The following is a 12,088-nucleotide window of genomic DNA, read 5'->3' as shown; positions in this document are numbered from 1 at the left end:
AATGACCATCAAGCTGCATCACCTGCGCCCGGCACCGGGTGCGAAGACGGACAAGACCCGCGTCGGACGCGGTGAGGGTTCGAAGGGCAAGACCGCCGGCCGCGGTACGAAGGGCACGAAGGCACGTAAGAACGTGTCGCCGGCCTTCGAGGGTGGCCAGATGCCCATCCACATGCGTCTGCCGAAGCTCAAGGGTTTCAAGAACGCATTCCGTACCGAGTACCAGATCGTCAACGTCGGGGACATCGCTCGCGCGTTCCCCGAGGGTGGACAGATCGGTGTCGCGGACCTCGTGGCGAAGGGTCTGGTTCGCAAGAACCAGCTCGTCAAGGTCCTCGGCGAGGGCGAGCTGACGGTGGCCGTGCAGGTCACCGCCGACAAGTTCTCGGCCTCCGCTCAGGAGAAGATCGCTGCAGCCGGTGGCAGCGCGACCGTCCAGGCCTGACCTGTACTTTCGCGTGTGAGTCACGGCTGTCGAACGGCCGCGGTGCAGATCCTTGCACCGCGGCCGTTCGCGCTTTCACAGCGGTGTCATAGGCTGCGTTCGCAGCGGTGACATAGGCTACCGGGCTACCCCTCTCATCGGGGCCCACTGTTAGAGTTTCAGAGTTGTCTACCGTCCGACGGATCCCTCTCGATCCGTCGTCCCCGATCGGCCCGCCAGGAGGATCTTTGCTTTCCGCCTTCGTCTCGGCCCTCAGGACACCGGACCTGAGGCGGAAGATTCTCATCGCCCTCGGGCTCGTGGCGCTGTACCGCCTCGGTGCTACCGTGCCGTCCCCGGGCGTCGACTACGGCAACGTCCAGGCCTGTGTCGATCAGCTCGCCGGCAGCGAGCAGGCCGGCATCTACTCGCTGATCAATCTGTTCTCCGGCGGCGCGTTACTGCAGCTGTCGGTCTTCGCGATCGGCATCATGCCGTTCATCACCGCGAGCATCATCGTCCAGCTGCTCACCGTGGTCATTCCACGATTCGAGGAACTGCGCAAGGAAGGCCAGTCCGGCCAGGCCAAGATGACGCAGTACACGCGTTATCTCGCCGTCGCGCTCGCCGTCCTGCAGGCCACCGGCATCGTCGCCCTCGCCGCCCGAGGGCAGCTGCTGCAGGGCTGTTCGGAGCCGATCCTCGCCGACGACAGCATCTTCGGGATGGTCGTCATCGTGCTGGTCATGACCGCCGGTGCCGCCGTCGTCATGTGGTTCGGTGAGCTCATCACCGAACGCGGTGTCGGCAACGGCATGTCGCTGCTGATCTTCTCCGGTATCGCGGCCGCGCTGCCGAGCGAGGGCCGCATGATCCTCGAATCCCGCGGCGGCCTCGTCTTCGCGATCGTCTGCGTCGTGGCCCTGGCCCTCATCACGGGCGTCGTGTTCATCGAGCAGGGTCAGCGCCGCATCCCGGTGCAGTACGCCAAGCGCATGGTCGGCCGTCGTATGTACGGCGGGTCGTCGACCTACCTGCCGCTGAAGGTCAACCAGGCGGGCATCATCCCCGTCATCTTCGCGTCGTCGCTGCTGTACCTGCCCAACCTCGTTGCGCAGCTCACCGGAGCCACGACCAACCCGGATCCGAGTTGGTGGCAGCGGATCATCAACGAGTACCTGGTCAATCCGAACAACCCGGTCTACATCGCGATCTACTTCGCGCTGATCGTGTTCTTCGTCTTCTTCTACGTCGCCATCACCTTCAATCCGGAGGAGCGGGCCGACGAGATGAAGAAGTACGGCGGCTTCATCCCGGGCATCCGCCCCGGTCGCCCGACCGCCGAATATCTCAGTTTCGTGCTCAACCGCATCACGGTTCCGGGCTCGATCTACCTCGGTCTCATCGCGACACTGCCGAACTTCTTCCTGTCCGGCAGCCAGACGGCCTCGAGCATCTTCGGTGGCGCCGCGGTTCTCATTCTCGTCAGTGTCGCGCTGGACACTGTCAAGCAGATCGAAAGTCAACTGATGCAGCGCAACTACGAAGGGTTCCTCAAGTGAGACTTGTACTGCTCGGTCCTCCCGGTGCCGGCAAGGGCACACAGGCCGCGATTCTGTCCGAGAAGCTCGGCGTCCCCGCCATCTCGACGGGCGATCTTTTCCGCGCGAACATCGGGCAGGGCACCCCGCTCGGAGTCGAGGCCAAGAAGTACATCGACGCGGGGGAGCTCGTTCCCGCCGAGATCACCAACAACATGGTGCGTGAGCGTCTGGCCGAGCCCGACGCCGCCAACGGCTTCCTCCTCGACGGCTTCCCGCGCAGCGTGGAGCAGGCCAAGGAACTCGAGAACATCCTGAAGGATCTCGGCGTCGAGCTCGACGGCGTGCTGTCCTTCGTCATCGACGAGGACGTCGTGGTCGAGCGCATGCTCGCCCGCGGTCGCGCCGACGACACCGAAGACGTGATCCGCAACCGTCTCCGGGTCTACCGTGAGGAGACGGCCCCGCTGCTCGACTACTACGCCGACTCGATCATCACGGTCGACGCGATCGGTGAGGTCGAGGAGATCAATTCGCGGGCACTGTCCGCACTCGGAAAGTAGACGGGTAGTTCGATATGGGTTTCGGGCGCAAGCGCTCAGTGGTTCCGTTCCGCACCTCGGGTGAACTCGACGCGATGGCGGCGGCGGGAGCCGTGGTCGGTGCCGCACTCGTCGCAGTGCGTGAGGCGGCCGAGCCGGGCGTGAGCACCCTGGAACTCGACCAGGTGGCGGAATCGGTCATCCGTGATGCGGGGGCCGTTCCGTCCTTCCTGGGCTACCACGGCTTCACCGGTTCGATCTGTTCGTCGGTCAACGAGGTCGTCGTCCACGGCATCCCATCGGCGTCGGTGGTGCTCGCCGAAGGCGACCTCGTCTCGATCGACTGCGGTGCGATCCTCGACGGCTGGCACGGCGACTCGGCGTGGACCTTCGGGATCGGGGAGCTGTCGCAGGCCGACATCGACCTGAGCGAGGCCACCCGCCTGTCGCTCGAGGCCGGTATCGCAGCGATGCTCCCGGGTAACCGCCTGACCGACGTCTCGCATGCGATCGAGCAGGGCACGCACGCCGCCGAGAAGTTGCACGGCCGCTCGTACGGGATCGTCGACGGCTACGGCGGTCACGGCATCGGGCGCGAGATGCATATGGATCCGTTCCTCCCCAACGAGGGCAAGCCGGGCAAGGGACCGAAGCTCGTCGTCGGGTCGGTACTCGCCGTCGAGCCGATGCTCACCCTCGGTACCTACGAGACCGAGGTCCTCGACGACGAATGGACGGTCGTGACCGTCGACGGCAGCCGCGCCGCGCACTGGGAGCACACGGTCGCGGTCACCGAGGACGGCCCCCGGATTCTCACCCTCCGGCCGGAGTGACGGCCGCGGTCACGCCGCGCGGGCTCAGACCTCGACGAGGAGCGTGACCGGTCCGTCGTTGACGAGGCTCACCTCCATGTGGGCCCCGAACTTCCCGGTCTCCACCGTCGCGCCGAGATCTCGTAGAGCGTTCGCGAACGCATCGACGAGGGGTTCGGCGATCTGGCGGGGAGCGGCGGCCGACCACGACGGACGCCGGCTCTTCCTGGTGTCGGCCATGAGCGTGAACTGACTGACCACCAGGATCGGGGCGTCGACGTCGGAGGCGGAGCGCTCCTCCTCGAGGATGCGCATCGTCCACACCTTCCGGGCGAGTGTCGCGGCCTTCGCCTCGTCGTCGTCGTGCGTGACGCCGACCAGCACGAGCAGTCCGTGACCACCTTCCGCCGGCGTGATGCGGGCCACCTCGGCTCCCTCCACCGCCACTGCCGCCGTGGTCACCCGCTGGATCAACGCCCGCACGTGCGGTCCTCCTCCTGGTCGTGGGCACGAGTGTGCCCGAGTTCATTTGTCCTGGACGGTCAACTTCCCGTACCATTGATCGGTGGTGCGCGCTGCGCTCCGATCGGTCTCGTGTCGAATTCCTTCGAATCTCGGTTCGTGTCCGGTCCCGGAGTTGCCGAGCGTCACGGTAACGGATGCCGATGCAACCACAACGCCGAACAACGGATCGCGGAGGATATGGCTAAGAAAGACGGGGCAATCGAGGTCGAGGGCCGGGTAATCGAACCGCTGCCCAATGCGATGTTCCGCATCGAGCTGGAGAACGGGCACAAGGTTCTCGCCCACATCAGCGGAAAGATGCGCCAGCACTACATTCGTATCCTTCCCGAGGACCGCGTTGTCGTGGAGCTTTCTCCCTACGACCTCACGCGTGGACGCATCGTCTACCGCTACAAGTAACGAAGCTTCCCCGGCCACACGGTCGGGGAGAATCATGTCGCCGGGCCGGCTCTGCCGTGTCCGGCGGCGCACATACAGGAGATCGGACTTACGTGAAGGTTCAGCCTAGCGTCAAGAAGATCTGCGAGAAGTGCAAGGTGATCCGCCGTAACGGTCGGGTCATGGTGATCTGCGAGAACCTGCGTCACAAGCAGCGTCAGGGCTAGATCCACCTTCGTCTCGAAGATCTGCTTGGCAACAAGCACGAAGACCTTCCAGCACCAGTCGCGTGGTTACGATCCTCGATCCGTCGAGGAGCTGCGCGATCAACCCCCGGTACGGAGGCCGGGGCCCCACTGTGTTTTTGAATCACACAGTTCTTCGACGCAGGGGACGGGCTGGGAGCAGACCTCCGCACACCGAATAGGAATGCCACATGGCACGTCTCGCAGGTGTCGATCTTCCCCGCGAAAAGCGGATGGAGATCGCACTCACGTACATCTACGGCATCGGCCGTACCCGCTCCAAGGAGATCCTCGAGGCCACGGGTGTCAACCCGGACCTGCGCAGCAAGGATCTGACGGACGAGGACCTCGCCAAGCTCCGCGAGTACATCGAGGAGAGTTACAAGGTCGAGGGTGACCTCCGTCGCGAGGTTCAGGCGGACATCCGCCGCAAGATCGAGATCGGCTGCTACCAGGGCCTGCGACACCGTCGTGGTCTGCCCGTGCGTGGACAGCGCACCAAGACCAACGCCCGCACCCGTAAGGGTCCGAAGCGCACCGTCGCAGGAAAGAAGAAGTAATGCCTCCCAAGTCACGCAGCACCGGTCCCAAGAAGACCCAGAAGGCACGGCGCAGGGACAAGAAGAACGTTCCGCACGGTGCCGCTCACATCAAGAGCACGTTCAACAACACCATCGTGTCCATCACGGACCCGCAGGGCAACGTGATCTCCTGGGCGTCCTCCGGCCACGTCGGCTTCAAGGGTTCGCGCAAGTCGACCCCGTTCGCCGCACAGCTCGCCGCCGAGAACGCTGCCCGCAAGGCGCAGGAACACGGTGTCAAGAAGGTCGACGTCTTCGTCAAGGGCCCGGGCTCGGGCCGCGAGACGGCGATCCGTTCCCTCCAGGCCGCAGGCCTCGAGGTCGGCACCATCTCCGATGTCACCCCGCAGCCGCACAACGGTTGCCGTCCGCCCAAGCGGCGTCGCGTCTAACGGGAAAGGAAGGTAAAGAATAATGGCTCGTTATACCGGTCCCGTTACCCGTAAGTCGCGTCGTCTCCGTGTCGACCTGGTCGGAGGCGATCAGGCCTTCGAGCGTCGCCCCTACCCGCCCGGCCAGCACGGCCGCGCGCGGATCAAGGAGAGCGAGTACCTGCTCCAGCTGCAGGAGAAGCAGAAGGCCCGCTTCTCGTACGGCGTCATGGAGAAGCAGTTCCGCCGCTACTACGAAGAGGCTGCCAGCCGCCCCGGCAAGACCGGTGAGGTCCTGCTGGTCATCCTCGAGTCGCGTCTGGACAACGTCGTCTACCGTGCCGGCCTCGCCCGCACGCGTCGTCAGGCCCGCCAGCTGGTGAGCCACGGCCACTTCCTGGTCAACGGCAAGAAGGTCGACATCCCCAGCTACCGCGTCTCGCAGTACGACATCATCGATGTCCGCGAGAAGTCGCTGAGCACGCTGCCCTTCCAGGTCGCCCGCGAGACCCAGGGCGAGCGCCCGGTTCCGGGTTGGCTGCAGGTCGTCGGCCCGCGTCTGCGGGTGCTGGTCCACCAGCTCCCCGAGCGCGCGCAGATCGACATCCCGCTGCAGGAACAGCTGATCGTCGAGTACTACTCGAAGTAAGACACCTCGGTGTCGTGGTGTCCTCCGGTCCGTCCGGACGGGAGGACACCGCTCCATTCCACTAGGGCGTCATATGGCGGACGCCCACAAGGAGGCAACAGATGCTCATCTCTCAGCGACCCACACTGACCGAAGAGGTCATCGCTGAAAACCGCTCGAAGTTCGTCATCGAGCCGCTCGAGCCTGGCTTCGGGTACACCCTCGGCAACTCGCTTCGTCGCACCCTGCTCTCGTCGATCCCGGGCGCCGCTGTCACCAGCATCCGCATCGACGGCGTGCTCCACGAGTTCACCACCGTTCCCGGCGTGAAGGAGGATGTCACCGACATCATCCTGAACCTCAAGGGTCTCGTGGTGAGCTCGGAAGAGGACGAGCCGGTCACCATGTACGTCCGCAAGCAGGGACCGGGAACCGTCACGGCCGGCGACATCGTGCCCCCGGCCGGTGTCACCATCCACAACCCGGATCTGCACATCGCCACCCTGAACGACAAGGGCAAGCTGGAGATCGAGCTCGTCGTCGAGCGCGGTCGCGGCTACGTTCCTGCCGTGCAGAACAAGGCGTCCGGCGCCGAGATCGGCCGTATCCCGGTCGACTCGATCTACTCGCCGGTGCTCAAGGTGACGTACAAGGTGGAAGCGACCCGCGTCGAGCAGCGCACCGACTTCGATCGGCTCATTCTCGACGTGGAGACCAAGAACTCGATCAGCGCGCGGGACGCGCTCGCCTCGGCGGGCAAGACCCTCGTGGAGCTCTTCGGTCTGGCTCGTGAGCTGAACGTCGAAGCAGAAGGCATCGAGATCGGTCCCTCGCCCGCCGAGGCCGACCACATCGCCTCCTTCGGACTTCCGATCGAGGACCTCGACCTGACGGTCCGGTCCTACAACTGCCTCAAGCGCGAAGGTGTCCACACCGTCGGCGAGCTCGTGGCACGGACGGAGTCCGACCTGCTCGACATCCGCAACTTCGGCCAGAAGTCCATCGACGAGGTCAAGGTCAAGCTGCACTCGCTCGGCCTGTCCCTCAAGGACAGCCCGGCATCGTTCGACCCCAGCACCGTTGCCGGCTACGACGCCGCGACCGGTACCTGGAGCGATACCGAGGCCGGCTCCTTCGGTGACAACGACGGCAACGAGGACTACGCCGAGACCGAGCAGCTGTAGCAGCTCACGGTCCGTTACTAGGAGAAAATCATGCCCAAGCCCAAGAAGGGCGCCCGCTTCGGCGGATCGGCCTCGCATCAGAAGGCGCTCATGGCCAACCTGGCCACCGCGCTCTTCGAGCACGGCCGCATCACCACCACCGAGGCCAAGGCCAAGGCCCTGCGCCCGTACGCCGAGAAGCTCGTCACGCACGCCAAGGCCGGCACGCTGGCCTCGCGTCGTGAGGTGCTGAAGGTCATCCGCAACAAGGACGTCGTCCACTCGCTGTTCGCGGAGATCGGTCCCTCCTTCGAGGACCGCAACGGCGGTTACACCCGCATCATCAAGACGATGCCGCGCAAGGGCGACAACGCCCCCATGGCCATCATCGAGCTGGTGCGCGAGAAGACCGTCACCTCCGAGGCCGACCGCGCTCGCCGCGTCGCCGCCTCGCAGGCACCCGCCGAGGACAACGCGGTCCAGGCCGTCGAGGCCGAGGCCACCGACGCCGAGGTCGCGAACGCCGACGCCGTCGTCGAGGGTGTCGAGGACACCAACGCCACGGCTGCCGACGCGCCCGAGGCGGACGAGGCCAAGAAGGACTAGTCCACTTGGTTTCGGCATCTGCTGAAGCTCACGAGCCCGCCGTCCCTTCCGAGGGCGGCGGGCTCGTGGCTTCTCACGAGACAACCCGTCTGCGACTCGACATCTCGTACGACGGCACCGACTTCTCCGGCTGGGCACGGCAACCCGGACGCCGCACGGTGTGCGGGGAGATCGAGGAGAAGCTCTCCGCGATCGTCCGCACGCCCGTGCTGCTCACCGTCGCCGGTCGCACCGACGCCGGCGTGCACGCATCCGGGCAGGTCGCCCACGTCGACGTCCCCACCGCGGCGCTGCCCGACGATCCGTCGCGCTGGGTCCGCCGTCTCGCACGGTTCCTGCCCCGCGACGTGCGGGTCACCGGGATCTCCGTCGCTCCCGAACATTTCGACGCCCGGTTCTCGGCGATCCGGCGTCACTACGAATACCGTGTCACCACAGCGGTGTACGGCGCCGAGCCGTTGCGTGCCCGCGACACCGTCGCGTGGCCGAAGGCCGTCGATCTCGATGCGATGCAACGCGCGTCGCAGTCGCTGCTCGGCCTGCACGACTTCGCCGCCTTCTGCAAGCGGCGGGAGGGCGCGACGACCGTACGCGAACTGCAGCGATACGACTGGACGCGCGAGGGTGACATCCTCACCGCCTACGTCAGCGCCGACGCCTTCTGCTGGTCGATGGTGCGCAGTCTCGTCGGCGCGGCCCTGGCCGTGGGGGAGGGACGTCGCAGTGTCGAGTGGATGACGGCCCTGCTCGGGGAACGCGAACGTGCGGCGTCCGTCGCGGTGGCACCGGCACACGGCCTGTCACTGGTCCGCGTCGACTACCCTGCTGACGAGGAACTGGCCGCGCGCAACGTTGCGACGCGGGAGATGCGCGGGCCCATCACGCCCGGCTGTTGCGGATGAAGGGAACGAATGTGCGCGCACGACGGTTTGCGTTGATGGGAACGATCGGGGCGCTCGCCGTCTCGTCGCTGGTCCTACCCGGTGCCGCGGTCGCCCACGCCGAGGACCTCCTGGAAGCCGCGACCGGCGAGACCCGGTCGCAGAGCGCGACTGTCGAACGCATCGAGAAGCACACCGACCGCGACTGGTCGCTGTTCGTGTACTCGCCGTCGATGGAACGCACCATCGAGCTGCAGGTGTTGCGCCCGGCCGACACGAGCGCGCCGCGACCGGTCTTCTACCTGCTCAACGGTGCCGGTGGGGGATTGGACCGAGCGACCTGGCGCGACCAGACCGACGTCGTGGGGTTCTTCGGCGACAAGAACGTCAACGTCGTCACCCCGGTCGGTGGCGCGTTCAGCTACTACACCGACTGGCTCGAGGACGATCCTGTTCTCGGACGCAACAAGTGGACGACCTTCCTCACCGAGGAGGTCCCGTCGGTGGTCGACGAGACGCTCGGCGCGAGCGGCCGCAACGCGATCGCCGGTGTGTCGATGTCGGCGACGTCGGCGCTCGCGCTCGCCCAGCAGGCGCCCGATCTCTACCAGGCGGTGGGTTCGTACAGCGGATGCGCCGAGACGGCGTCGGACATCGGTTCGCGCTACGCCGAGATCGTCGTCGCGTTCGGCGGAGGCGAGGTCGAGAACATGTGGGGGCCGGTCGCCGGTGAGCACTGGACCGAACAGGACGTCGTGCTCAATGCCGAGAAGCTGCGCGGCAAGGCCGTGTACGTCTCCACGAGCAGCGGTGTCCCGGGTCCGTACGAACTGAAGGCATGGGAGCAGGACGGTGTCGCCGTCCTTCCCGACGTGGCTCTGCTCGGGCTCATCGAGGCCGGCGTGAACGACTGCACGACGCGACTGCGCGGTGCGCTGGACGCAGCCGGGGTCGAGGCGACCTACTCGGTCCGTCCCGACGGCACCCACACCTGGGGCTACTGGCAGGAGGCCCTGCACGAGTCGTGGCCCGTGCTCGGCGAGGCCATCGGCGCCTGAGCCGGACGCGCCGAGAAAGACCCGAGGGGGTGAGGTCCGCGACCTCACCCCCTCGGGCGTTCTCACATGCTCGTCAGATCAGCCAGTCCAGGAAATTGAGGACGTTGCTGATGAGGGCGTCGAGCGAACCGAGAAGCATGTGGTGACCTCCATGTCGAAAACGAATCGGACGTATGTCCAGAACTGATTCAAGCGAAACTGCCGGTAACGGGCAACCTCGGCGAATGTGACAAATATCCGTCGAGAAGTTGTTAACGCGCGACTGTCGACGCACGAGCGAGCGCCTCGGCGATCATGCGATGCCCCTCGGCCTCGTAACAGTCGTCGCCCACATGGAAGGCCCACACCGCGACCGCGACCGCCGCGCGGACACGTTGGCGGAACCACGCGTCCTCCTCGCGCGGGTCCTCGCCGTAACCGCGCAGGAAGGCCTGCTCGGCCCCGGGGACCCGGAGGAACTCGCGCACCGCGAGCCGCTCGAAGTCCTCACCCGCCGGGCGCATCGCGGCACGGCCGAAGTCGATCACCTTCACTGTGCCCGCGTCGTCGGCGAGCCAGTTCCGGCTCTGCCAGTCGCCGTGGGTGGGCACCAGGGTGGCCGTAGGCGTCGGCCACCCCTCGACCATCGAGCGCAACCGGCCGGCGACATCGGGGCCGATACGGTGCGGCGCCGCGAGCCACCGCAGCGTCTTCGTGTTCGCCGATCGCTCGTATCCCTCGTCCACCACACGTTCCTGGCGGTGGAACTGCGCGAGCAGCGCGCCGGCCTGTTCGTAGACGTCCGGACGGGACGACGCGGCCGTGCCCTGAACGAGCCGGCCCGGAAGATATTCCGTCACGACGAGCTTCGTCGCGCGGTCGGCGTACACCATCCGGGCGGCCCGGCCGCGCCGCACCCACGGAGCGGTCCACCGTTCGTGGGCGCTGATCTCGCGGCCGATGTGCCGGTCCGGGGTTCTGCCCGCCTTCACGACCAGCCGCCCGTCGTCGGTGTCGACCTCGAGGACGGTGGTCGACACCAGCCCCCAACTCATGTCGGAGACCACGACGATGCGGCCGAACCGCTGCGTCAGCAGGTGGCGTTGCTGTGGAGTGAGCCGCTCCAGGGCGTCCGGCATGCAGGCACTCTAGCGATCTTTCGCCGCGAGAACCCCTGTCGCTTCCGGCTCGTGATCGTTCACCCCGCGAGGGAGCGCGCGATCACGAGTCGCTGAATCTGATTGGTGCCCTCGAAGATCTGGGTGATCTTCGCGTCGCGCATGAAGCGCTCGACCGGGAAGTCACGGGTGTAGCCGTATCCACCGAGGACCTGGACCGCGTCGGTCGTGACCTTCATGGCGGCATCCGTCGCGACGAGCTTGGCCACCGATGCCTGCCGCGAGTAGGGCAGACCGGCGTCCTTGCGCCGGGCGGCGTCGAGATAGGTGGCGCGGGCCGAGTCGACGGCGGCGGCCATGTCGGCGAGGACGAAGCCGAGGCCCTGGTGGTCGATGATCCGCTTGCCGAAGGCCTGTCGCTCCTTGGCGTAGGCCGTCGCCTCGTCGAGCGCGGCCTGGGCCAGGCCCGTCGCGACGGCGGCGATCCCCAGTCGTCCGGAATCCAGTGCGCTGAATGCGATCGGCAGTCCCTGTCCCTCGGCGCCGATCCGGCGCTCGGCCGGGACGAAGGCGTCGTCGTAGTGGGCGGAGGTGGTGGGGACGGCGTGCAGACCCATCTTCTCCTCGGGCTTGCCGAAGGACAGACCCTCGGTGCCGGCGGGCACAAGGAAGCACGAGATGCCCTTGCTGCCGGTGTCGGCCGTGCGGGCAAACAGGGTGTAGAAGTCGGCCTTGCCGCCGTTGGTGATCCACGCCTTCGAACCGGTGATGCGGTAGCCGCCGTCGACGGGCTTCGCGCGGCACGCGAGGGCGGCGGCGTCGGATCCGGCCTGCGGCTCGGACAGGCTGTACGCGCCGATGGTGTTGCCGCCCAGCATCTCCGGGAGCCACTTGTTCTTCTGCTCGTCGGTGCCGTGGGTGGCGAGCGCGAAGCACGACAGTCCGTGCACGCTCACCGCGACCGCCACGGCCGCCCAGCGGGCACCGAGTTCCTCGAGGACCTGCAGGTAGACCTCGTAGGGCTGGTCGCCGCCGCCGAACTCCTCGGGGTACGGCAGGCTCAGCAGTCCGGCGGCGCCGAGTGCGGGGAAGACGCCCTCGGGGAAGGTCTCCTTGCGCTCGTGCTCGTCGACGCGCGGGGCGAGCACCTTGTCGGCGACGTCGCGGGTGAGGTCGATCAGGTCGTAGGCCTCGCGGGTGGGAAGCAGACGCTCGACGGGCACGGTGGTTTCTCCT

16 protein-coding genes are annotated in these 12,088 nt (G+C 66.6%); 13 read left to right on the top strand and 3 right to left on the bottom strand.

Annotation, left to right across the window (positions count from 1 at the left end; genetic code table 11):
* Position 1: 1 nt before the first annotated feature.
* From rplO to map, 4 genes are all read left to right on the top strand, one after another.
* Positions 2-445: a 50S ribosomal protein L15 gene (gene rplO / locus U9J23_RS17195; protein ID WP_059382412.1), complete on the top strand. Its 444-nt coding sequence runs from the start codon at positions 2-4 to the stop codon at positions 443-445.
* A 227-nt stretch (positions 446-672) separates the two neighbouring features.
* The gene (secY, locus tag U9J23_RS17190; RefSeq protein WP_059382411.1) at positions 673-1,986 is read left to right on the top strand and encodes a preprotein translocase subunit SecY; all 1,314 of its coding nucleotides are present in this window, start codon (positions 673-675) and stop codon (positions 1,984-1,986) included.
* Positions 1,983-2,528 carry an adenylate kinase gene (locus tag U9J23_RS17185; protein ID WP_006554590.1) on the top strand — a complete coding sequence of 182 codons (546 nt, stop codon included), beginning with the start codon at positions 1,983-1,985 and terminating at the stop codon, positions 2,526-2,528. The genes secY and U9J23_RS17185 overlap by 4 nt, the downstream gene beginning before the upstream one ends.
* A gap of 14 nt (positions 2,529-2,542) precedes the next feature.
* On the top strand, positions 2,543-3,340 hold the full coding sequence (gene map / locus U9J23_RS17180; protein WP_272267118.1) for a type I methionyl aminopeptidase: 798 nt from the start codon (positions 2,543-2,545) through the stop codon (positions 3,338-3,340).
* Between the two features lie 24 nt (positions 3,341-3,364).
* On the opposite strand, the gene dtd is transcribed toward map, so the two are convergent.
* Positions 3,365-3,802 (bottom strand): D-aminoacyl-tRNA deacylase, encoded by a 438-nt coding sequence (dtd, locus tag U9J23_RS17175; protein WP_106199127.1) that lies wholly within the window; start codon positions 3,800-3,802, stop codon positions 3,365-3,367.
* A gap of 219 nt (positions 3,803-4,021) precedes the next feature.
* Here dtd and infA point away from each other — a divergent pair, with 219 nt between their 5' ends.
* The 9 genes from infA (at position 4,022) to U9J23_RS17130 (ending at position 9,755) form a co-directional block, all read left to right on the top strand.
* Positions 4,022-4,243 (top strand): translation initiation factor IF-1, encoded by a 222-nt coding sequence (infA, locus tag U9J23_RS17170; protein ID WP_006554587.1) that lies wholly within the window; start codon positions 4,022-4,024, stop codon positions 4,241-4,243.
* Positions 4,244-4,335: 92 nt separating this feature from the next.
* The gene (gene rpmJ, locus U9J23_RS17165) at positions 4,336-4,449 is read left to right on the top strand and encodes a 50S ribosomal protein L36 (RefSeq protein WP_003938068.1); all 114 of its coding nucleotides are present in this window, start codon (positions 4,336-4,338) and stop codon (positions 4,447-4,449) included.
* Between the two features lie 209 nt (positions 4,450-4,658).
* Positions 4,659-5,027, top strand: coding sequence for a 30S ribosomal protein S13 (rpsM, locus tag U9J23_RS17160; RefSeq protein WP_016694609.1), 369 nt, complete (start codon positions 4,659-4,661; stop codon positions 5,025-5,027).
* Positions 5,027-5,440, top strand: a complete 414-nt coding sequence (gene rpsK / locus U9J23_RS17155; RefSeq protein ID WP_006554585.1) for a 30S ribosomal protein S11 — start codon at positions 5,027-5,029, stop codon at positions 5,438-5,440. The genes rpsM and rpsK overlap by 1 nt, the downstream gene beginning before the upstream one ends.
* A gap of 22 nt (positions 5,441-5,462) precedes the next feature.
* Positions 5,463-6,068, top strand: coding sequence for a 30S ribosomal protein S4 (gene rpsD, locus U9J23_RS17150; protein ID WP_006554584.1), 606 nt, complete (start codon positions 5,463-5,465; stop codon positions 6,066-6,068).
* A 101-nt stretch (positions 6,069-6,169) separates the two neighbouring features.
* Positions 6,170-7,231, top strand: a complete 1,062-nt coding sequence (locus U9J23_RS17145) for a DNA-directed RNA polymerase subunit alpha (protein WP_016694607.1) — start codon at positions 6,170-6,172, stop codon at positions 7,229-7,231.
* 30 nt (positions 7,232-7,261) lie between these two features.
* Complete coding sequence (gene rplQ / locus U9J23_RS17140; RefSeq protein WP_006554582.1) at positions 7,262-7,816, top strand: 50S ribosomal protein L17; 555 nt, start codon at positions 7,262-7,264, stop codon at positions 7,814-7,816.
* Positions 7,817-7,881: 65 nt separating this feature from the next.
* A complete protein-coding gene (gene truA / locus U9J23_RS17135; protein WP_230824046.1) occupies positions 7,882-8,718 on the top strand; it encodes a tRNA pseudouridine(38-40) synthase TruA in 837 nt (278 codons plus the stop codon).
* A gap of 35 nt (positions 8,719-8,753) precedes the next feature.
* Positions 8,754-9,755: an alpha/beta hydrolase gene (locus U9J23_RS17130; protein ID WP_272267126.1), complete on the top strand. Its 1,002-nt coding sequence runs from the start codon at positions 8,754-8,756 to the stop codon at positions 9,753-9,755.
* A gap of 251 nt (positions 9,756-10,006) precedes the next feature.
* Here U9J23_RS17130 and U9J23_RS17125 read toward each other — a convergent pair whose 3' ends face one another.
* Together U9J23_RS17125 and U9J23_RS17120 are read right to left on the bottom strand one after the other, a co-directional pair.
* Positions 10,007-10,873: a phosphotransferase family protein gene (locus U9J23_RS17125; protein WP_272267128.1), complete on the bottom strand. Its 867-nt coding sequence runs from the start codon at positions 10,871-10,873 to the stop codon at positions 10,007-10,009.
* Positions 10,874-10,932: 59 nt separating this feature from the next.
* A complete protein-coding gene (locus tag U9J23_RS17120) occupies positions 10,933-12,075 on the bottom strand; it encodes an acyl-CoA dehydrogenase family protein (protein WP_016690921.1) in 1,143 nt (380 codons plus the stop codon).
* Positions 12,076-12,088: the final 13 nt, after the last annotated feature.

It is taken from the genome of Rhodococcus sp. PD04, assembly GCF_035918275.1.
GTDB classification, from domain to species: domain Bacteria; phylum Actinomycetota; class Actinomycetes; order Mycobacteriales; family Mycobacteriaceae; genus Rhodococcus; species Rhodococcus rhodochrous.
This window is presented reverse-complemented; position numbering and strand designations above follow the sequence as displayed.